Here is a 22,110-nt window from a genome sequence, read left to right on the forward strand (position 1 = left end):
CAGAACAGCCTCCACGCCGCCCCGCCTTATTTATAGTTACTAGCCGTGTTTATTTAACGCTTTTACGGGCCTCGAACAATTCCTCAGCCTTTTTAATCGAGAAATCCATAACTTCGGAATACCCAAGACCATTTACCTTATCATGCATTTCTTTATTCAACTTATCGTATTCCGCTTGATCTTTAGCAAAGACCATTTTCCAGGAAATCTGTTGAATAACCGTACCGATTTGTTTATTCTTTTGTTCCACTGTTTTATCCATGGTTAATGGTTCTTTGCCAGTGAAGCCTTGTGGTGCTACAGCCAATAGATTGTTTTTCTCAAAATACTCCTTAGGAGTCAGGACGCCCATTTTCGCTCTCCAGTCACTATCAAGCTTGGATGGGTTACGCTCTAGGGTTGTTGTCCACAGATTATGATCGAATGGCTCACTATTCTCTGGATTCACCATCGCCGGAACCACAAACGAGAAGTTCATTTGATTGGAGCCATAGTAGTAGTCACCCCCGCCGTATTCAGCAGGAACTTGAGTATTCTGTTGATCAGTATAAGCTTTCCAACCAAAATCAGTCACTGCAGGTTTGCCGTTTGCATCAATATCCCAAGTCAGACCTTGAGGTCCGTTAGGTACTGCTGTACCACTTCCTGCAGAAATCATTGCACCTTCCGGTGTGTACATCCAGTTAATGAATTCCATAATTCTAGCAGGCTCCTTAGCTTTTGCGCCGATTGCAATAATACCGTTACCACCGTAAACATTGAAGCCTGTGGAATACATCAATTCATCTTTGAACGGAACCAGCGCAAAACCTTTACCTTCGGCTGTTCTTTCTGGTGTATTGTAGTTAGCAGCTCCAAGCCATGGGAACCAAGAGAACAATAGACGACCATCTTTGTATTTCGCAACAACATCGTCAAATTTTTGCGTCATAGAGTCCGGATCAACCAGCCCCATCTGGTTAGCTTCAAAATACAGTTTGAGCGATTTCATGTACCAGCTATCTTCGGATAAGAAGTCATAATACTTTTCTTCATCTGCCTTAACATACACAGCAGTATCAGGAATTTCGTCATAGCCCATCATGTTTGCGAACTGTTTAGCCAATGTCATTTTATAGTTGCCATCCCAATCAGACCACATCGAGAAAGCATAGGTTTTTTTGCCTTGTTCATTCTTAGGCTCGAGCTCTTGCATTTTTTTCAGCACAGGCAGATAATCTTCAATCTTTGTAATTTCTGGCGCTCCAATTTGTTGGTAAAGATCAAAGCGCAGGTCTGGACCCCAAGTCATATCTTTTCCTTCAGAAGGTCCGGATGGGTTAGAAGCTACGCTGTTCCCCATACCAAAGACTGATGATCCACCGCCAAAAGCTACCTTTGCTTTCTCAATAGCTTTTGGAAAAGTGCTGGAAATGTCTTTTCCGTATTTGTCCAAAAGACCGTCCTGTGTCCAGTCCAAGAGCAGCTTTCCTTTGATGGCGTTTGGATAGTGGTTCTTGTCGTCACCGAAAATGATGATATCTCCAAGATCTCCGGAAGCCATCATTGCAGAGATTTTGGTATCTCCACCAGTCAGGTTTGAAGCTACAATGTCCATTTCGATGTTGAACTTATCCTTGATAATTTTTGCAAACCATCCGGTCTGTGGACCGGCATAGTTAGCGGTTGTTGAGAATACAGTCAGCTTCAGCGGCTTGGAATGATCAAGCGCTCCGTCATCCGGTGCTGCTGTCTCTTCCGCCGGGGCATTCGTGGCAGCCGACGTAGGTTTCTCTGTGCTCGTGTTTTTGCCCGAGTTAGCCGTATTATTCCCCCCGCCACATGCTGCAAGAACGAAGACCAGGATTACGGATAGCATGACAAGCGATGCTCTTCTTATTCTCATTGCTTTATACCCTCCCTTTCATCTCTTCACTTATAGTTCAACTCTGCTTATTGCAGAGGAAAACCCAGTTCTGGTCCAGAGCGGCAACCCATCAGCCTTTAACCGCACCGATCATAATTCCTTTGACGAAAAAGCGTTGGAAGAACGGATACACGATCAAAATCGGCAATACGACGATCATCGTTACAGTCATCCGCACAGAGGTTGGAGTCTGCATATTCGCTGCACTAGCGGCCATATCTGGCGAATTACGAATTAAGGCTGCGAGCGAGCTGGATTCGTTCAAATAACGCCATAATAAGAACTGGAGCGTAAAGTATTTCGTATCTGTCATCAGAAACGCCGTATCAATAAAGGCATTCCACTGATTCACCGCTGAGAAAATCGTAATCGTAGCCAAGATTGGTGTCGTAAGAGGAACAATGATACTCCAGAACACCCGGAAGTAACCTGCTCCATCCATTGACGCCGACTCCTCAAGTGAGGGAGGAATAGCCTCGACGAAGGTTTTGACCAAAATGATATTAAAAGGAGTAATAATGGTTGGCAAAATATAAGCCAGGTAATTATTAGTCAGATGCAAGTTATGCATGGTGATATACCATGGGATCAGCCCTGCGCTGAAATACATCGTAACTACAACACTGCGGTACCAAATACTCCGGCCCCACATTTCCTTTTTGGTGAACAAGTACCCAAGAAATGCCGAAGATCCAACGGTGAGCAAAGTACCAACAACTGTTCTATAAATAGAGACTGTAGCCGCATGACCTAAACCACTGATTCTTAGAACCTTACTATAGTTATCAAAATGGATCTGCCTTGGATAAAATTTGATATACCCTGCTGCGCTAAGATCATTCGAACTGATCGTATTAATGAACAAATAGTAGAATGGATAAATGCATGACAGGGTGAACAATCCAAAGAGTGTGTAGATAATAATTTGAAAGATTAATTCTCCAGAAGTTAGTTTTTTCTTTCTCAAATGGGATCACCCCTGCCTTAAATGATAGATTCGTCACGCACCATCTTGGATAATGTGTTTGCCGCGAACAGTAGAATTACACTAACGACCGACTTCAGCATACTGACAGCTGTGGCAAACGGAAAGTTGTTAGCGAACGCAATATTGTATACATAAAGATCCAGCACTTCTATGGAATCTTTATTCATCGCATTTTGAAAGGCAAAGTACTGCTCCATCCCGTTATTGACCAGGTTACCTATGGAGAGCAGCAGTAGGACAAAGAAGGTTGGGATAAGACCCGGAATGGTAATATGCCAGATTTTACGGAACCGGCTTGCACCATCCACCTCTACGGCTTCATACAACTCCTGATCAATGCCTGCGATTGCAGCAAGATAGAGAATGGCACCCCAGCCTAACGATTTCCACCAATACCAAATGATCATCGTGACCCAAATATTTGAGCTGGAGGCTAAAAAGTTATAACCCTCATCAACGATTCCAAGCTGCACTAAAATGTGTGTGATGACCCCGTTATCAACGGAAAACAACGAGAAGGCCAATGCATATACCAGAATCCAGCTGATAAAGTTCGGAATCGTGGTTAGCGTCTGCACCATCTTGCGATACCAGCCTGACTTAATTTCGGTCAGGAAAATCGCAAAGATCACTGGAAATATCGAGGTAATTAGTCCAAGTGAACTCATGGCAAGAGTGTTCTTCAGCACGCGCACAACCTCTGCGGTCTGTGTTGGATTGGATACAATCGTCTTGAACCATTTCAACCCGACATATGGCGTGTCAGACAACGGTATTCCGGGAATGAAATCATAAAATGCATAAATCCATCCGCTGATCGGCAGATAATAGAAAATAAAGGTGACAACAAGAAACGGAAAAGCCATGAAGAACAACTTATGTTTGTTCTTCATCTTCCAGCGGGATCGATGAACCGGATCGACGCTGGGAAGTAATTCACCAGAAGGTACCCCCATGTCGGAATCTCCTATACCCAGATTTTGATTACGTTTTCATAGTATCAGAACCTTTACGTATGACGAGATAGATCACAGAACGGCCTCACTGGAGAACCGTCTGATGCTTGTGAACCAAATTCGCATCTATTTCGACCATTTTCTACCTAATCGCTATGGGTCTAGTGATGGAGAGCCTACATGCCTTTGGGCTTATAAAAAGCGGCAGGATGACGGAAATTTCCGTCATCCTGCCGCTGATGGATATGCTTTGTTAAGGGTCGCTATGTCTGCTACATCAACTATGGTGCGCTTTGTCCTCTTCGTCCGCTACATCAACTATGGTGCGCTTTGTCCTCTTCGTCCGCTACATCAACTATGGTGCGCTTTGTCCTCTTCGTCCGCTACATCAACTATGGTGCGCTTTGTCCTCTTCGTCCGCTACATCAACTATGGTGCGCTTTGTCCTCTTCGTCCGCTACATCAACTATGGTGCGCTTTGTCCTCTTCGTCCGCTACATCAACTATGGTGCGCTTTGTCCTCTTCATTTGTTATGGTCTTTCACACTTCATAGTTTTGGCATCGGACCCAGATGCACTTATTTCCGGAATTCAGCGCTTTTCCTCGTGCTATCGGACTCAGGTGCAGCTATTCACTCAAATATAGTCCAAATATGAGCAAATTCATGCCGATAAGAGCTATACAGTCCGAAACTACGGCAAAGTAGCTCAAAAATCAGTAATAGTGACTATACGGTCCGCTACACTCCATCCATCATTCTTGGGCACCCTGCTATCACGTATCCATCACATTTGCTCACGCTGTCGGATCCAGATACACTTATTTCGGAGATCCATCGCTTTCCCTCATGCTGTCGGACTCATTCTTGGATCCATCACATTTGATCACGCTATCGGACTCAGGTGCAGCTATTTCCGGAATTCAACACTTTTTCTCGTGCTGTCGGACTCAGGTGCAGCTATTCACACAAATATAGTCCAACTGCGAGCAAATCCGTGGCAATAAGAGCTATACAGTCCGAAACTACGGCAAAGTAGCTCAAAAATCAGCAATAGTGACTATACGGTCCGCAACACACTTCATGCAGCTAAATCAGGAACTCTTCTAACGAGAATACATCGCATTCCCTCATACTGTCTGACTCATTCTTGGATCCATCACATTTGCTCACGCTATCGGACCCAGATGCACTTATTTCCGGAATTCAGCGCTTTTCCTCGTGCTATCGGACTCAGGTGCAGCTATTCACTCAAATATAGTCCAAATGTGAGCAAATTCATGCCGATAAGAGCTATACAGTCCGAAACTACGGCAAAGTAGCTCAAAAATCAGTAATAGTGACTATACGGTCCGCTACACTCCATCCATCATTCTTGGGCACCCTACTATCACGTATCCATCACATTTGCTCACGCTGTCGGATCCAGATACACTTATTTCGGAGATCCATCGCTTTCCCTCACGCTGTCGGACTCATTCTTGGATCCATCAAATTTGCTCACGCTATCGGACTCAGGTGCAGCTATCCACACAAATATAGCCCAAATACGAGCATATGCATACCGATAAGAGCTATACAGTCCGAAACTACGGCAAAGTAGCTAAAAAATCAGCAATAGCGACTATACGGTCCGCAACACTCCACGCATCATTCTTAGGCGCACTTCTATCAAGAATTCATCGCATTCCCTCATGCAGTCTGACTCATTCTTGAATCCATGACATTCCCTCATGCTATCGGACTCAGATGCTCTTATTTTCCGGATTCATCGCATTTACTCAACCTTCGAACTCAGCTCCTTTACTTCGAGGGTTCATGCTCATTTGTACTCCCAACCACACATAAAAAAGCAGCCTCTCAAATGAGAAGCTGCTCCATCACTTTACAACCCTAGTTTGTTTACAACCAATTCACTGCATTCCGCATAATGCGCACTACATTCCGCTCGTCATTCGAATGCCCGCGCCTTTCGCCACAGCCTAATGCCCGGGCGTCTGATCTTTCCCCTCCGCGGAGGCATCCATTTTCTGGCGCCCCATAAAAAAGGAGGCCAGCAAAGCTAACGCAGCAGGAATAACCGCCCAAGCGAAGGTGTTCGCAATGGAAGAGGAAAGTCCCTCTGTAATTTTGCTCAAAATTTCCGGTGGAATCAGTGCTCTAGTCTCAGGCGACAGCAGGGAATGCGGATCTTTAAAATCCATAACCCCAGCAGCCCCCGCAGAAGCAGCTCCTCCTCCATTTGCTGTGAGCAACTTAGTTAGACTGCCCGAGAAATAATGGCTTTGAATAATGCCAAATGTGGTTATTCCGATGGTCATGCCAAGCGAACGAATGAAATTCAGTGTTGCGCTGGCGGAGCCGCGTTGCTGCGCAGTCAGACCATGAATGGCTGCCGTGCTTAACACAGAGAAGGAAGCGCCAATGCCTAATCCGATTAAAATCATATACAAGGTAACCAAGAGACGTGAAGCTTCCGGAGTAAGCGTTGCTACCAGTCCTGTGCCGATCACCAAAAGTACAAACGTAGGAATCAGCAGATTGCGGTAACTGGTTTTTGCCATCAGGAATCCTCCCGTTGTGGCGGTAATTACTGAGCCGACCATCATCGGCAGCAGGACAAGTCCCGAATTGGTAGCCGAACCCCCTAATACACCTTGGATAAAGATCGGGATATATACGGAAGCCACGATAAATGCAGCACCACTAAATAGCGCGCACAGAATGCTGACGGCGTACAGTCTTTTTTTGAATAACGCAAAGGAAATGATCGGCTCTTTCGCTCTCGTCTCTACAAAAAGGAACACTGCCGCCAATATAGCAAAAGCTGCAAATAAGCCGAGGATCATCGATGAGCCCCAAGCGTATTCTTTTCCACCCAGCTCCAACGCAAACATTAAGCAGATGACAGAGCCCAGCAATGTGCCCGCACCCAGCCAATCAATAGGTTGTTTGGAATGCTCATGTGACTCTTTATAAAAGAAAACGACCATCACAAAAGCCAACAGTCCAAGCGGTAAGTTAATATAAAATATCCACTGCCAAGCAATATGATCGGTGATATACGCGCCTAGCAATGGACCAAAAATACTTGATAATCCAAATACCGCACCAAATGCACCGCCCAGCTTGCCCCGTGTCTCCAGCGGTACGGCGTCGAACATTATGGCAAAAGCAATCGGCACTAGCGCGCCGCCTCCAATTCCCTGAATCGCCCGATAAGCAGCCAGCTGAGTAATCGTATCTGCCGTCCCGCAAAGCGCTGAACCCGCCATAAATACAATAATCCCAAAAACAAAAAACTTTTTACGCCCATACATATCAGACAGCTTGCCAAAGATAGGCATCCCCGCCATCTCAGCTACGAGATAAGCTGATGTTACCCAGACAAATTTGTCCATACCGCCTAGTTCCCCAACAATATTGCCCATTGCTGTAGCAACGATGGTGCTGTCCATGGAGGCCATCAGTATTCCCAACAGCAGACCTGCGATTACAATGCCCAGATTGGGCGCTTTGGCAGCACTCATTTATTCCACTCCCCATTGTCAAAAGATCTATAACTATGTGTTACAGCTTTACTTGATGCCTCACTATTGCATTCTTGTGAATCTCCAAAGCACTACGGTATTCCACAGTATCAATCTCACAGTCCACACCGATGATTACCCGATCTCCTCTGACAATATTTGCTTTTGTATTATTCAGCTCTATCGTATCGCCTTCAATGAGCCCAGCCTCAAAAAGCACTTTAGGATTCTGCTTCATCAAATGCAGGAATTTTCCGGTCTTGCTTTTTTTGATCGTTAAAGCACTGCCTCCAACCTCTTTCGCTCTACTTAGACCATATAAATTGATCTCCAGTTGCTCCGCACTTAGCAGTCCTGCCACATTGAGAGCGCCTGAAATACGCAGATGTTCACCTTCACAATTACCATTAACCTCCAAATTACCGTTAAGATGAATATCGTCGATTTTTACGGAGGCTGCTTTAATTTCCCCCTGCCCCCGCAAGGAATCACCTTCAAGATTACCCATAAGTGTCATCTCACCGGTTATTTTCATTTTGGTCATTAGCAGGTTTCCATCTACCCTGGCATTTCCAGTCAGGCTCAGCTTCTCACAATCTACATCCCCTGCAAAATGACCTTCCCCAGTAACCTTAATATCCCGAAAAAAGCCTCCCGCTGAGGTCGTTGTGCCCATTATTTTCAAATTACTCCGAATTGTTTCTTCAGTCACCGATCTTCTCCACCTTTCCAACCTTTGCTTCAGGATGTACTGTGATCTGATCACGATACTCTATCCGTTCGACAGTACAGCCTGGACCTACAATCACAATATTGCCCCTGATAACATCAGCCGTTGTATATTCCAAATCAATAAAATCTCCTTCAATAGTCCGAGCCCGCAGCTCCGATCTTAATTTAGGGATGATTCCACTTAACATTTTGCTCCAGACTCCACTATTCGTTTGCCGGATCACTAGACTCTCCACACCAATTTCATGCGCCTTTCCCTGCCCTTGCAGTTTGAAGTCTACATGTCCTGCACTAAGTAAACCTCCGACACTAAAGCTTCCTTCCCCCGCAAAATCCTCAAGCTCACAATCACCCTTGATATTCAGCATTCCATGAAGTGTGCAGCTTTCTCCCCGAATGCTCTCCCCGACAGTAATCATTCCGTCCACTTTTAGGGAGTTAAAACGCAAATGGCCCAGCACTTTCATCGTTCCATTGCATTCCGCTTCTTCCGCCGAGAGATCATTCTTCAAATTCATATGCCCGTTTCCTTTAAAAATTCGCGTCACGATAGGTCCCGTTACTTTGCCTACACCATCGATTCGCACGCTGTTATAAGTACCTCCTGCCCCCCCGCTGACTCCGTTTATAATCAGATCCGGCAGCTCTCGTTTGTCCATTACACTAACCCCCTATTCAACAAGCTTAAAAGCAAGCTTACCTTTCAATTGTTCTATTACATCTGCACTTAGTATTTTACTGACCAGCTTTACCCCTTCATCGAACCATAACTCCGCTGGTGCCTGAGCCAGAATAAAGGATGACACCCCCATTTTGCGGATAAAAAATAACTCCCAGCTGCCACTCTCAAGATTGGAGGCTTTATCCATTAAGGTTCGAAACAGCAGCTCTGCTTCCTCCATACTCATCTCCCCTGCACTAAGCAGGCGATCTACAGCCAATAAATAAGTGAGTTGATCGAAGCTATATCCATTCTTGACACCGAGCCTCTCTCCAAATTTCGCCAGCGTCATCGACGAAACAATGTTACGTTCTATAATTTCCGCAGCAGATACACTTACTCTGTCAAAAGAAGCCTTATCTGATAGCTTATCAGCCATTTCATCCAAAGAAAGTCCATCTTTCATATTCACAATATTATCGATACGGGACAAAATCATGTCTTTTGGAAAAAAAGTCTCCTGTCCAGTAAACGTAGATTTACGGATAAACCATTCCTCTGGAATCAACTGCTTCCGCTTCCAGCGGTACAATTGCCCATAAGATATACCGGTTAAATCCAATAGCTGCTTCTTTGAGATCAAATCCTCTTCCATGCTTATCACTCCTTGAAGCCATCGTAACATAACACTGTTACGTTGTAAAACCAATAAATTAAACTCCCCTCATACCTATCTACGCTAGTAACCATCGTGTCCTAACGTCTCCCCCAAAGATTTTAAAGCATACCTTAAGAGCAGACCTCCGTCTTGAGAAGGATTTAACGGTCATTCACTATTTTTTCCACAAAAAAAGACTGCCCCCGCCGCTTTAAATAGCAGCATGGAACAGCCTTCTCTTAGAATGATTTTTACGATCTGCTAATCTTACTGAACAAAAGTATAATGTGCTGAATCATATTGCGGGCCGGATTTTTCGTAAGTGAACCAGTACTCAATACTGCTGCCAGCGCTTAATCCACTCACCGTCTGCTTCCATGTTCCTGAGTTATTAGTCATCCTGTAATTAAGCTGGGAACCCCCGTTAATCTTGTAATGCACATCTACATAAAGGGCACTGGTTACAGGTGTAATATAGATACTCGCCTCTGTAGCAGAAAGTCTCGTTACCCCTGCTGTAAAGTCAGCCGTCACATGATCACCGCCTCCGCTGCCTCCAGTGGGATTAGTAGTAACTGTTGCGGTATTACTAGCGGAGGATAAATTACCTGCTGCATCCGTGGCTTTTACTGTAAACGTATAGGCTGTGCTTGGAGTAAGTCCACTAACAGTAGCTGTAGTTCCCCCCACAGTGGACACCTGCTGTGTTCCGCGATAAACAATATAACCTGTAACGCCAACATTATCGGTAGAAGCGGACCAGCTTAAGCTAACTCCTGTATCCGTCTTACTGGTTACCGTTAGATTAACGGGAGCGGTTGGCGCGGTTGTATCCCCAGTATTACCACCACCCGTCAAATATTGACCTGTGAATGGATTAAACCGGTGCAGGGACATTATTAACCAACCTGTGCTGGAAACACAGTTTTGCTGCGCCATCACCCAATAACTGTTGCTGGACCCTTTCAGCGAGTAGGGAATACCCCCAAGCGAAGCACCGCTTGTGCCTTGTTTTTTAATAATCTCTGTATTAATAGCGTCTGCCTTTGAGGCATTGCCTTGCAGATAATAAGCGAGCGACATGAATGCGCTTCCTTCAAACCATACGTCAGCACCCGTATTGCCAATTTGATTTCCGTTATCGTCATACGCTGGCAATACTTCATCTGTCCAGTCAAAATCATATCCGGTGAGCGTATTCCCAGCATCATTGTAAGTAAGCGTCTGCTTGTAACGCGGATTCGCAAGTGTTCCCGGGGTGCCGGAGGCATTTTCCACATAGGTTAAGCTTGCGCCGTAGTTATGTGTTCCGGATACGCCTAAAGCTAATACTCCCCAAGGATTCACGTCTAAAGGTATTTTGGGGTCGATCAGATTTGTATCGTTTTTCCAGCCCCCCTTGAAACGTTTGACTGTGTCATCCCACACATAATTATCCAGGAAGGTTTTGACTCCAGAAGCCGCACTGTTATAAGTAGCTGCCTTTGAGGAATCCACCGAAGCATAATACTGCAATACCCGGTAAATATCGATATTGTGCTCGGTTGAGCTCCAAGGCTCATCGGAATTACTCCAACCACTCCATCCCCCTGCGATACTGCCATTAGCCTTTTTATACTGTAAACTCCAATCTAGTGCTTTGAGCGCCATTGGACGATACCGTGAATCATTATATTGCTTCTCATAAGCCATAGCAGCCATTGCCATCCATACAACGGGTCCCACATGTTTACGGATTTCTTCTCCGAAGCCGTTGTTATACCAATAAGAATTCAGCCAGAAGCCTGATGGATCTTGAATGTCCCGCATTTTGTTCAAAACCTGCTCTGCCCGCGTCCGTTCACCCTTTACAATAAAGGCGATAGCTGCAACCGCTTGATCATATGTGTATACAATCTGTTTGGGGTTGTTTGGTCCCCAGAAATCTTCAAAGCTATCTACCAGTCCCTCAAAAGCATACCCCGCTGTTGCATCCTGCTGGGCCTTCAGCCAGATTAAAGCACGATTTGAAGCGTCACTTGCAGCATCTGCATTCGCTTTTCCACCAAAGGGTAGAGCTACCCCAAGCACCAGCAAACTTGTCATTAAGATCGAAAACAGCTTCCTCATCTTCATAACTTTCCTCCTCTTAATCATGATGAACTAGGCAATAAGAGTTCTTTGAAGCATAAAAACTAAAGCGTTTTCAAACAGCAATAACAGGGACTTTTGAATATTTTACCATGGTAATTGTCCTCATTTTCAGGCTTAGAAACCCATTCGTCAACGATTTTATGTAAATTTTTAACTAAATGAGGCGAAACAACCAAAATTGCCATTTGAGAAATCATACGAAAGACCAGCATCATTTTTATGAATTCATATTTATGAAGACAAAACAAAAAGAGCAGACAGCTCCTTTACAAGGATTCTATCTGCTCTTTACTATTTATCTCTATACTATTCTGCTTTATCTTCGCCAGAAGTTTCAGCTACAGCGGGTTCAGCAGTATCTTCTTCTGTTGGCTCTTGCGCTGCTGGAGGTGAAATACGGACAATCAATGTGTCCTCAGGCGTCAATACTTCCCAGCCTTCATGCTTCGGCAAATCAGATACCAGCAATTGATCACCAATATCTAGTCCACTGATATCCACTTCAAAGGATGCAGCTATTTTATCTGGAAGTGTGCGAATATCCAGCTCATGCAATTCGATTTGTTGCACGCCGCCGCTCTTCACACCTACCGGTTCACCTGTAAAGTGGAACGCTACTTTTGTATCCAATTTGGCCTTCATATCAATCTGCTGAAAATCAATGTGCAGCAGTTGTTTGGAAATTGGCTGACGTTGGATTTCTTGAATAACCACGTTCTTTTTGCCCGAGTCTGGCAATTCCAAAGTAAGAACAGCCCGTGGGTTGCTGGCTAAAATACCTGAAATTGTCTTAGCATCCGCTGTAAAGGACTGGCTATCTGAACCTGCACCGTACACGACTACCGGTACAAAGCCTTTTCTGCGCTGTGAAGAAGTGGAGCCGGATCTTTCTGTCAAACGTACTGTTGTATTCACGATGATTCCTCCTAAGTAGGGATTTTATACTAGACCGATTAGATATGTACGCCTAACCTAACCACTCTCTAATTACCCCATTGACCTGGCTTTGAAACCTCTCACGACTTTTGAGCCCAGGCAAAAATAAGGTCAAATTGTATTATTATACAATTCAACATTAATTATTCATGTCTTAGGAGTAAATCATTGCTATATTTGTGACAACGATTAAACTAAATGACAAGCTACAAAATGGTTACTGCCAACATCACGAAATACCGGGATTTCAGATCTGCAAACCTCTTGCGCAAAGGGACAACGGGTATGGAATTTACAGCCAGAAGGCGGGTTTACCGGACTCGGAATATCTCCCTTAAGTACAATTCTTTCCCTTTTCAGCTTTGGAATAGGAATCGGAACAGCCGACAGCAGCGCTTTGGTATACGGGTGGAGCGGATTCTTAAACAGTTCATCTCTTGAAGCCGTCTCCATCATAGAGCCCAGGTACATGACACCGATTCTTGAACACAAATGCTCCACAACACTCAAGTCATGGGAGATAAACAAATACGTTAACCCTCGACTCTGCTGGAGCTTACTGAATAAATTAATAATCTGTGCTTGGATGGAAACATCCAGTGCTGAAACTGGTTCGTCTGCAATGATCAGCTCAGGATTCAAAACAAGCGCACGGGCGATCCCGATCCGCTGCCGCTGCCCCCCGGAGAATTCATGCGGAAAGCGATCAATATGATAAGAAGATAACCCGCAAGCCGCTAGGGCTTCAAGCACCAGATCTCGCACCTCGGATCTTGAGCATAAACCATGATCCAGTAAAGCTTCACCAATGGCATCACCTATACGAACCCGTGGGTTAAGTGAGCTATAAGGATCTTGGAAGATCAACTGCATTTGGGGTCTAATATTGCGCAATTCAGCGGGCGACAGGGAGTGAATGTCTATCCCTTTGAACTTGATCTCACCTGCCGTTTTATCCGTTAGCCGTAAAATCGTCCGTCCGACTGTACTTTTGCCGCTCCCAGATTCCCCTACAAGCCCAAACGTTTCCCCAGGTTGAAGTGTGATGCTAATATCGTCAACAGCCTTTACATGCCCAACGGTTCGGTTAAGCAGCCCCTTAGTAACAGGAAAATATTTCTTTAAATGATTGACCTCAAGCAGTGCTTCAGGCATGAACAACCGCCTCCTCATACAACCAGCAAGCTACCTTTTGTCTGCTGGCCACCTCTTTAAGCTGGGGCTGCTGGCTGACACATACAGGCATGCAATGCTCACAGCGGTCATGAAAATAACAAGACGGCACCAGCTCAAGCGGATTTGGCACTTGACCTGGTATGGAATACAGCTCATCCTGTCGCTGATTGATTACCGGCTTCGATTTGAGCAGCCCTTTTGTATAGGGATGTTTGGGGTTGTTGAACAATTCAACAACTTCACCCTCCTCCACAATCTTTCCGGAATACATAACAATCACATAATCGGCCATCTCTGCCACTACGCCAAGATCATGGGTGATTAGTAGAATGGACATGCCCGAGCTATCTTTAATTTCACGCAGCATATCCAGAATTTGCGCTTGAATCGTTACATCCAGCGCCGTAGTCGGTTCATCAGCAATCAATAGCTTTGGACTGCAGGCAATGGCAATAGCAATCATAATCCGCTGCAGCATACCTCCACTTAATTCATGCGGGTAACTATCAGCAATTTGCTCTGGTCGTGATATGCCTACCTGCTTAATCAGTTCAATCGCCCGGATGCGCGCCTGTTTCTTGTTCATCTTCAAATGTACAATCAGCGGCTCCATGATTTGCTCACCGATCTTGATTACAGGATTAAGGGAGGACATGGGCTCCTGAAAGATCATCGCGATCTCATTCCCGCGGATGGTCCGCAGTGTGTTTTTGTCCATTTTCAACAAATCTTCACTCTGAAAATCAATTTTCCCTTGGGCTACCTTGCCCCCGGGTTCCTCAACAAGCCCCATGATGGACATCGCGGTCACGCTTTTGCCGCAGCCCGATTCTCCAACGATACATACCGTCTCTCCCTCGCGAACACGGAAGCTTACATCATCAACGGCTTTCACTTTTCCTTCTTCCGTGAAGAAGTATGTACTTAGACCGTCTATATTCATTAAATCACTCATCTGAGGGTCACCTACCTCTTCTGTTTAGGATCAAGCACGTCCCGGAGTCCGTCCCCAAAGATATTGATCGCGATCACTGTCGCAAAGATCGATAACCCTGGTGGAATCCACAACCACGGCCGATCCTGAAAGTCGATCATATTATTCGCAGCATCAATCATATTGCCCCAGGTTGGAGTTGGCGGCATAACACCTAGTCCAAAAAAGCTAAGAACCGATTCACTCAATATAGCACCACCGATGTTAAGGGTAGCCATAACAATCAGCAACGGAACGATATTCGGCAGCAAATGATTAAACAATTTACGCCGGTCACGGAGGCCTAATACTACCGCCGCCTGCATAAACTCACGTTCACGCAGACTAAGCATTTGCCCCCGTACCATACGTGCCATACCCGGCCAGCTAACAATACTAAGCATCAGCATAACGATATACATCCGATAATCCGTTGGGATCTTCCACTCCGATAATAACGCACCAAAAATAAAGAGCAGTGGCAGACTCGGAACCGTCAACAGAAGATCCGCAATCCGCATTATGATTTGATCGGCAATACCGCGGTAATACCCAGCAATAGCCCCCAAAAGAGCACCGATAAACACCGAAAGAACCATTGACGCTAGTCCCACGGTCAGTGAAATGCGCCCCGCCTGCATTACCCGGGTCAGAATATCTCTGCCCAATGCATCAGTGCCCAGCCAATGCTTCATATTGGGCGCCTTGTTCATCATAGCCATATTAATTTTGTTATCCGTATAGGGTGAGAACAGCGGACCAATAAAACAAAGCGCAAACATAAAGATCACCACCACAAATCCGGATACCGCCAGCTTGTTCTTCAGCAACCTCCGCATGGATTGCCGGAATAAAGAGGATTTTCCTTTGGTGGTCTGCGGCTTCGCAATCCCAGCTACATTACTTTGAACTGCCACGTCAGCTTCCTCCTCTCTATAGCCGAACTCTAGGATCGGCAATCCGGTACAAAACATCCGAAAGCAACGTTCCTATGACGGTAAGTATGGCAATAAACATCGTAAAGCCCATCAGCAAAGGATAGTCCCTTAGTCCGAAGGACTGCATATACAGTTGGCCAATCCCAGGCCAATTGAATATTTTCTCAATAATAAGTGATCCGCCAAATAGTGCCGGAAGCTCAAAACCAACCAGTGTAATTGCGGGCAGCAAGGCATTACGTAAGGCGTGTGTAAAGAGCACCTTGCGTTCTTTCAGGCCTTTGGCGCGTGCCGTACGGATATAATCCTGTTTTAAGACATCGATCATATTGCTGCGGAAATAACGAGTGAGCGAACCTAATCCCAGAAGGGTCATAACCACAACCGGAAGGGTCATGTGCGTTACGATCTCCTTAAAGTAAGCCAAACCCGTAGCATTACTACCCGTGGTGATTATTCCACCTGGAGGCAGCCACTTGAGATCGACGGCCAGGATTTTGATCAGGAATAAGCCTATAAAAAATGACGGTAGCGACATGGCTGCGAATATAGCGATCATCACGAGTGTATCGAACCAGGAATATTGCTTATAGGCCGAGATGACGCCAATAATGACCGCAATCACCCACGTCAGAAACGTAGATACGGCAGCCAGCAGAAAGGAATTCCAAATATAATCATTAAAAAGCTGCAGCACAGGCTTTTGTTGGGCTAAGGAATACCCGAAATCACCATGCAGCGCATTCTTCATCCAGATCCCATACCGTTCAAGCACAGGCTTATTTAAGCCGTAGATTTCACGCAGCTCAGCTTTGCGTTCAGCGGTCAATTTAATATTTCCGGTTATGAAGTCACCGGGAGTTGAAGCATACAGACAGAAGATCAATAATGATGCCGCAAATAAGATGATGACCATGTACAACAGTCTTTTCGATAAATAAGCGCTCATGACAGACTCCTTATGATTCGTCCCCTGCCCTTGAATCCAGTCAGGGCAGGGGACACTGGTTTATTTATTTCAGGCTCCAAGTTGGCAGACTGCCAGCAAGACCGATGAACGGGCTGACCGATAGATTCTCAATACGTCCGTTATAGGCGTATACTGTCTTTTTATAACTTGTAAAAATAATAGGCAGTTCATCATTGAAAAGCTGATACAGCTCTTTATATACCGCTTTGCGCGCCTCAATATCAGTAGTGGCCAAGGCTTTGTTGTACAGCTCCAGGAATTTCGGATTTTCATAATCTGTGATTTCTCCATCGAAGAATTGCATGAACCCGTCAGACGGATCAGTCAACATGCTTGTGGAGAAGGATACGAGATCGTAGTCCCCACCTTCTACTTTCGATACCAGTGAGTTAAAGTCTGCGAAAACCTCAGGCTGGAATTCGATACCCAGCGCTTCAAAATTCTCTTTAGCTACAGCGATGAAAATATCTGTGTTTTTACTCTTCGAACCGAGGTAATGGATGGACAGCGGTTTGCCATCTTTTTCACGGATTCCCCCCGCGCCTACCGTCCACCCAGCTTCATCGAGTAATTGTTTTGCTTTTTCCGGATCATATTTGTAAGGATTAATACCTTCCTCAGTGTAAGACCAGGAAATCGGCGATGCCGGGATGTTGGCAATAGACCCTGCACCTTGTGCTGCATCCACATAAATACTCTGACGATCCAAACCGTACACAATAGCTTGACGTACAAGCTTATCCTTGAGCTGCTCATGCTTCAGGTTAACTTGCAAGTAACCATAGGTGCTTGGAGTGTAAGGAATAATATTCACAAAACCGAGTGCTTTCAGCTTCTCGATATTCTCGTCTGTCGCACTAAAGGAAGCGTAGTCCACTTCACCAGTTTCTACGAACTGCCATACGTCGCCTTCCGTAGTTTTGTAGATGAAATGCTCCGTCTTTGGTTTACCTTTGAAATAATTCTCATTTGCTACAAAACGCACTTCTTGACCTGGAATAAATTTTTCCAGCTTGTAAGGTCCATCGCCAAGTGGCTTCTCATGCAGCTTTTTAATGTATTCAAGATTTCCAATTTTATAGTCCTTGCCATAGTAAGCTTTCGACAGTACATTCGAGCCGAGCTGTACCAGCGCCGTTGCGTTTGGTTGCTCAAGGGTTGCTGAGATCGTCTGTGGATCAATTACTTTAATGCCCTCAACTGTAGGGGATGTACCTTCCTTATAGGCTTTGCCGCCTTTAACATTTAGCGATGGAAGCTGGGAGCTACCATCATACGATTTGTCGTATTGGATCGTCCATGTAAATGCCACATCATCCGCTGTTAACGGTGAACCGTCGCTGAATTTCAAATCTTTTCTCAAGTGGAAAGTGTATGTAAGCTGATCATCCGAAACATCCCAGCTCTCCGCAAGTTCCGGCGTTGGAACGCCTTTGTCATCAACAGTTACGAGAGAAGCGTATAGCAGTGAAGAGACATTGCCATCATAACCACTTTGTTGAAAATAAGGAGTGAACGCTCCGCTTGGGTCCGTAAGCCCGACGATAATGGTATCTGTACGTTTCTGGGCCACCGCTGGAAGTTTGGATAAATCCGTGGCAGTAAAAGGTTCGCTTAGAGCACCCGCAGGAACGATCTCTGGTGCAGTGGTTGCTTCCACATTGGTTGAATTGGAGACTGCAGCCGCATTGTTTGCGGATGAGGATTCGTTATTACTGTTGTTAGCGCAAGCAGAAAGTAACAGTGACCCCGTAAGCAGTAATGAAGTGATTACAATCGCATTTTTTCTCATGTACCTATCTCCCTTTTCTCTCTGAATAGAATAATAACTATAATTCCTACCCGTTAAGTATGAATAACATCTGATGTTCATTATAGAAAGGTTTTTTAGTTCTGTAAAGAGAGAACTTCAAAAAAATTCTCCATAAACAGAATTAGGCGATAATTAAAACAAATAAAAAAAGCCAAAACCCTCTCTGCATAAGAGAAGTCCTGGCTTTCAGGCGGTTATATTTTTAAAAAATCATTATTTCAAATACTCGAATAGCTGCTCATTCATCCGATGAATGCCTTCAAGACGCAGACTGTATCCGGTGACATTCTCCCCTTCAATATAGGCATGAAGTAAACCTGCACAACGAAGATTAAAAATATGATCATGCACAATCCCCTTCGAGATCCCCGCATGCTTAACAATTTCGGTAAACGTCTTACGGCCACCACTCAGGGCTTGGAGGATTTTTAGCCGGCTTTTTTCACTCAGACTACGGATCGCTCTGTACATAAAAGGGGAGATTTCCTCATTCTCCATCGATATCCACGCCGCATAATGGCAGATCGTTAATTCACCGTAGCAATAGATAATATTAGCAGGCTGAAAATGATACTGTGGAATCAGTACGAGCTTCTTAAGCCCATCCGTAGGCATGAAGTAAAATCCGTTGGTCGTCTTGTTCACGAAATCCGCAGTGTCCAGTCCATTAAGCTCCATGTTCTTGGCATCCGCATGCTGCTGCAGTTTTCTCAAAATCGCAGGATTGCATTGGCTAAAGTACTGGCGGTTCCACTCGGAGAGTAAAAATACTACGCGGTTACGGTAATCCTCCATATGGCTTGGAAATACCTTTACATACTTTGATAAGGTCTCATATAACTCACCAACCGATAACCCTTCAATCCAGTTCAACACACTGTCTACTTCATCTTTAAATGGACAACAGTAAATGAGCAGATTCAACATTTTCCACTCATTGTTTAGTTCGGTTTCTTTCAGACGGGATAACAGCTCTTCACTGAGCGTGCTTTCAATTTCATTAGCCCACGCTACCCCTAAATCAATCTTCTTATAGGATTTTTTGCAGAGATAAGTATGTAAGCTGTTCAACAATTCATAAATCGATCCAAATTCAACCTCAACCTTGTATTCCACAATGATTCCTCCTGCTAGCGGTTCTTTTCAGTAGTGAGATATTCTCTTAATCTTATTGTATTATCCTGAGAATACGCAAGCTACTCTATAAACGGGAGTGCATAAAAATTCATTAGCTGTTATTTCAGCGCCAAATTTTTTTTTATTGCACGGTGGTTTAGCTGTTATTTCCGTTAGCGTGGACGCTATCGGACTCTGTAGAGCTTGTGCTAATAGCGTCTGCCGTAGGCTTCAGCGGGAGATCAGGACTCTGCGCTATCGGACACAATTGACCTTGTGCTAATAGCGTCTGCTCGATCCTTAAGCTCCAGCGCGAGATCAAGACTCTGCACTATCGGACTCAGTTGACCTTGTGCTAATAGCGTCTGCTGGGTCCGTAATCTCCAACGGGAGATCAAGACTCTGCTCTATCGGACTCAGTGGACCTTGTGCTAATAGCGTCTGCTGGGTCCGTAATCTCCAGCGGGAGATCAAAACTCTGCACTATCGGACACAGTTGACCTTATTCGCAGTATTATCCCCTTTTTTGTGTGCTATCGGACTCCATAGGCGCTATTGACACTATAAATGCCTATTTCGTGCCTATTCCAAAGGAATAGCTGCACTGGGGTCCGAAACTTTACTCAAAAGGCTAAATATGTGCGAATAGCGTCTGCTGGGTCCGAGAGGTTCTACGGAGGTTTAGGATTTTGTTCCATCGGTCAGTTGACCTTGTGCAAATAACGTCTATTGGGTCCGTAAGCTCCTGCGGGAGATTAGGATACTCTTCCATCGGACACAGTTGACCTTATTTGCAGTATTATCCTCTTTTCAGCATGCTATCGGACTCCATAGGCGCTATGGGCATAAAATAGGCCTATTTCGTGCCTATTCCAAAGGAATAGCTGCACTGGGGTCCGAAACTTTGCTCAAATGACTAAAAATGTGCAAATAGCGTCAATTGGGTCCGTTAGATTCCGCAGAGGGTTAGGACAACCGAGAGTTCGGGGTTCGGGGTTCCATGGATCCAGCGTTCTGAGGTTCCGAGGTTCCGGGGTTCCGGGGTTCCGGGGTTCCAGCGTTCCCAGCGTTCCCAGCGTTCCCAGCGTTCCCAGCATTCCCAGCATTCCCAGTGTTCCCAGCGTTCCCAGTTTTCAGCTTACCAAAACAAATACTCGAGGTTAGTTAACTCTCACTTGCTCATATTCTGCTATAGCCATGTTGCCCACATGAACAAAAATGCAGTGCAGCGATCCTCGGGTAACAAGGAAAACAACAATCAGCCCGAAGAACAATCAATCTGGTTCGCTCCTCGCTTTTTGCAATTCATGGTAGTAAAATATAGGCAATAACTAATTAGGAGTGAAGCCATAAGATGCAAATTCAAAATGAAAACGGACGTTTTTTTGTTGCTAATGACGGTAAGGACCTTGCCGAAATCACATACAGTTTGGATAAAGGAACCGGGGAATTGGTCATTGACCACACTCGTGTCTCCGAAGAACTGCGCGGGCAAGGTACTGGACAAGAGCTTGTACGTGCTGTTGTGGACAAGGCTCGGAATGAGAATTTAAAAATTGTACCCGTATGCTCCTATGCTGCGCATCAATTCGAGAAGCACCCGGAGTACAAAGACGTGCTGAGCGGGAATACTGGCGGGAGAGCTTAAACCTGCTCCCGTTTCCGCGAAGCTTTTTTAGTAACTATGCGAACTTATAATAGTTCAAATACACTTTAGGGGGAAACGGGTTTGACGACTGCCGACACTTTTAAGAATATTGAGGAATTACAACAACGCTGTGAGCAATATGAAGGAATTTCATTAAAACTGAATTGGGATATGCTCCGCCAGCCATCAAGCGCAGGTGATACGGAATGGCTCGTGACTTATGAGGACGAATTACTGGTCGGTTTCTTGGGACTCTATGGTTTTGGAAGCGATATGGAGGTCTGTGGCATGGTTCGGCCAGGCTACCGTCGACGCGGAATCTTCACCTCTCTGTGGAACCGAGCACAAACCATAATCAAGCGCAATAAAGTCTCTACTCTTCTTCTAAATGCACCCGCCGCTTCTTCATCTGGAACTGCTTTCCTGCAAACCTTGCCTCTGCAGTTCAATCACGCTGAATATCAAATGAAATGGGATGGCAATTCCATGGTGTCATCTGATGTCAGCTCAGCAACAGGGACTGTCGTCTTACGGCCAGCTCGTGAAGAAGAGGCACACATTCTGGTCGAACTGGATTGTGGAGGTTTTGATATGAAGACAGAAGATGCTGCAGAGCAGTATGAGTTGCACAAACAGGAAGGTATGCAAGAGAATATTATGATCGAGATGGACGGCAGGCCTGTTGGGAAAATGCGAGTGTGGACTGAAGATAATGAATCCTGGATCTATGGATTTACAGTCGACAAAAGGCTACGTGGGCTTGGCATTGGCCGCAGCGCCCTTCTTCAGACCATCGAACGAGAGCGCAAAAATTATAATGGTGTAAATCTGGAGGTCGCACTGGATAATCCCAATGCACTTAAGCTGTATGAGAGCTGCGGCTTTGTCATTCAGAATAAACAGGATTATTACCGATATATCGACTAATCCCCAGACCTACTCTTGAGATTTTAATAAAGCAGTCACAATAAGACCTC

General features: G+C 45.2%; 17 protein-coding genes. 2 read left to right on the top strand and 15 right to left on the bottom strand.

Translation table 11 applies throughout. The features are described from left to right. Nucleotides 1-49: 49 nt before the first annotated feature. From MKY14_RS11200 to MKY14_RS11270, 15 genes are all read right to left on the bottom strand, one after another. Nucleotides 50-1,885 (bottom strand): ABC transporter substrate-binding protein, encoded by a 1,836-nt coding sequence (locus MKY14_RS11200; RefSeq protein WP_076301774.1) that lies wholly within the window; start codon nucleotides 1,883-1,885, stop codon nucleotides 50-52. A gap of 91 nt (nucleotides 1,886-1,976) precedes the next feature. Continuing rightward, nucleotides 1,977-2,873, bottom strand: a complete 897-nt coding sequence (locus MKY14_RS11205; protein WP_036685756.1) for a carbohydrate ABC transporter permease — start codon at nucleotides 2,871-2,873, stop codon at nucleotides 1,977-1,979. A 17-nt stretch (nucleotides 2,874-2,890) separates the two neighbouring features. After that, nucleotides 2,891-3,850, bottom strand: a complete 960-nt coding sequence (locus tag MKY14_RS11210) for an ABC transporter permease (protein WP_076130774.1) — start codon at nucleotides 3,848-3,850, stop codon at nucleotides 2,891-2,893. A gap of 1,981 nt (nucleotides 3,851-5,831) precedes the next feature. Then, a complete protein-coding gene (locus MKY14_RS11215) occupies nucleotides 5,832-7,379 on the bottom strand; it encodes an MDR family MFS transporter (protein ID WP_340976494.1) in 1,548 nt (515 codons plus the stop codon). Between the two features lie 40 nt (nucleotides 7,380-7,419). Then, entirely contained in the window at nucleotides 7,420-8,091 is a 672-nt protein-coding gene (locus MKY14_RS11220) for a hypothetical protein (protein WP_076305541.1), read from the bottom strand. Next, the gene (locus MKY14_RS11225) at nucleotides 8,084-8,770 is read right to left on the bottom strand and encodes a hypothetical protein (RefSeq protein WP_076130804.1); all 687 of its coding nucleotides are present in this window, start codon (nucleotides 8,768-8,770) and stop codon (nucleotides 8,084-8,086) included. Before MKY14_RS11225 ends, MKY14_RS11220 begins: the two co-directional genes overlap by 8 nt. Nucleotides 8,771-8,782: 12 nt before the next feature. After that, complete coding sequence (locus MKY14_RS11230; RefSeq protein ID WP_076301777.1) at nucleotides 8,783-9,427, bottom strand: YhbD family protein; 645 nt, start codon at nucleotides 9,425-9,427, stop codon at nucleotides 8,783-8,785. Between the two features lie 270 nt (nucleotides 9,428-9,697). Next, on the bottom strand, nucleotides 9,698-11,545 hold the full coding sequence (locus MKY14_RS11235) for a fibronectin type III domain-containing protein (protein ID WP_081386409.1): 1,848 nt from the start codon (nucleotides 11,543-11,545) through the stop codon (nucleotides 9,698-9,700). Between the two features lie 324 nt (nucleotides 11,546-11,869). After that, the gene (locus tag MKY14_RS11240; protein ID WP_076278770.1) at nucleotides 11,870-12,478 is read right to left on the bottom strand and encodes a 50S ribosomal protein L25; all 609 of its coding nucleotides are present in this window, start codon (nucleotides 12,476-12,478) and stop codon (nucleotides 11,870-11,872) included. A gap of 210 nt (nucleotides 12,479-12,688) precedes the next feature. After that, nucleotides 12,689-13,654, bottom strand: a complete 966-nt coding sequence (locus MKY14_RS11245; protein ID WP_036685744.1) for an ABC transporter ATP-binding protein — start codon at nucleotides 13,652-13,654, stop codon at nucleotides 12,689-12,691. Next, a complete protein-coding gene (locus tag MKY14_RS11250) occupies nucleotides 13,647-14,630 on the bottom strand; it encodes an ABC transporter ATP-binding protein (protein ID WP_076281452.1) in 984 nt (327 codons plus the stop codon). The genes MKY14_RS11245 and MKY14_RS11250 overlap by 8 nt, the downstream gene beginning before the upstream one ends. Nucleotides 14,631-14,641: 11 nt before the next feature. Then, nucleotides 14,642-15,565, bottom strand: coding sequence for an oligopeptide ABC transporter permease (gene opp4C, locus MKY14_RS11255; RefSeq protein WP_036685740.1), 924 nt, complete (start codon nucleotides 15,563-15,565; stop codon nucleotides 14,642-14,644). 16 nt (nucleotides 15,566-15,581) lie between these two features. Continuing rightward, nucleotides 15,582-16,535, bottom strand: coding sequence for an ABC transporter permease (locus tag MKY14_RS11260; RefSeq protein ID WP_076130810.1), 954 nt, complete (start codon nucleotides 16,533-16,535; stop codon nucleotides 15,582-15,584). 64 nt (nucleotides 16,536-16,599) lie between these two features. After that, the gene (locus tag MKY14_RS11265) at nucleotides 16,600-18,348 is read right to left on the bottom strand and encodes an ABC transporter substrate-binding protein (RefSeq protein ID WP_076281451.1); all 1,749 of its coding nucleotides are present in this window, start codon (nucleotides 18,346-18,348) and stop codon (nucleotides 16,600-16,602) included. Nucleotides 18,349-18,582: 234 nt separating this feature from the next. Beyond that, nucleotides 18,583-19,485, bottom strand: coding sequence for an ArsR/SmtB family transcription factor (locus MKY14_RS11270; protein WP_076281450.1), 903 nt, complete (start codon nucleotides 19,483-19,485; stop codon nucleotides 18,583-18,585). 1,354 nt (nucleotides 19,486-20,839) lie between these two features. Between MKY14_RS11270 and MKY14_RS11275 the strand changes: the two genes are divergently transcribed. Both MKY14_RS11275 and MKY14_RS11280 read left to right on the top strand, forming a co-directional pair. Further along, nucleotides 20,840-21,133 carry a GNAT family N-acetyltransferase gene (locus tag MKY14_RS11275; RefSeq protein ID WP_076308376.1) on the top strand — a complete coding sequence of 98 codons (294 nt, stop codon included), beginning with the start codon at nucleotides 20,840-20,842 and terminating at the stop codon, nucleotides 21,131-21,133. Nucleotides 21,134-21,214: 81 nt separating this feature from the next. Further along, complete coding sequence (locus MKY14_RS11280; RefSeq protein WP_340010689.1) at nucleotides 21,215-22,060, top strand: GNAT family N-acetyltransferase; 846 nt, start codon at nucleotides 21,215-21,217, stop codon at nucleotides 22,058-22,060. Nucleotides 22,061-22,110: the final 50 nt, after the last annotated feature.

It is taken from the genome of Paenibacillus sp. FSL R5-0887 (genome assembly GCF_038002305.1).
Lineage (GTDB): Bacteria > Bacillota > Bacilli > Paenibacillales > Paenibacillaceae > Paenibacillus_AQ > Paenibacillus_AQ odorifer.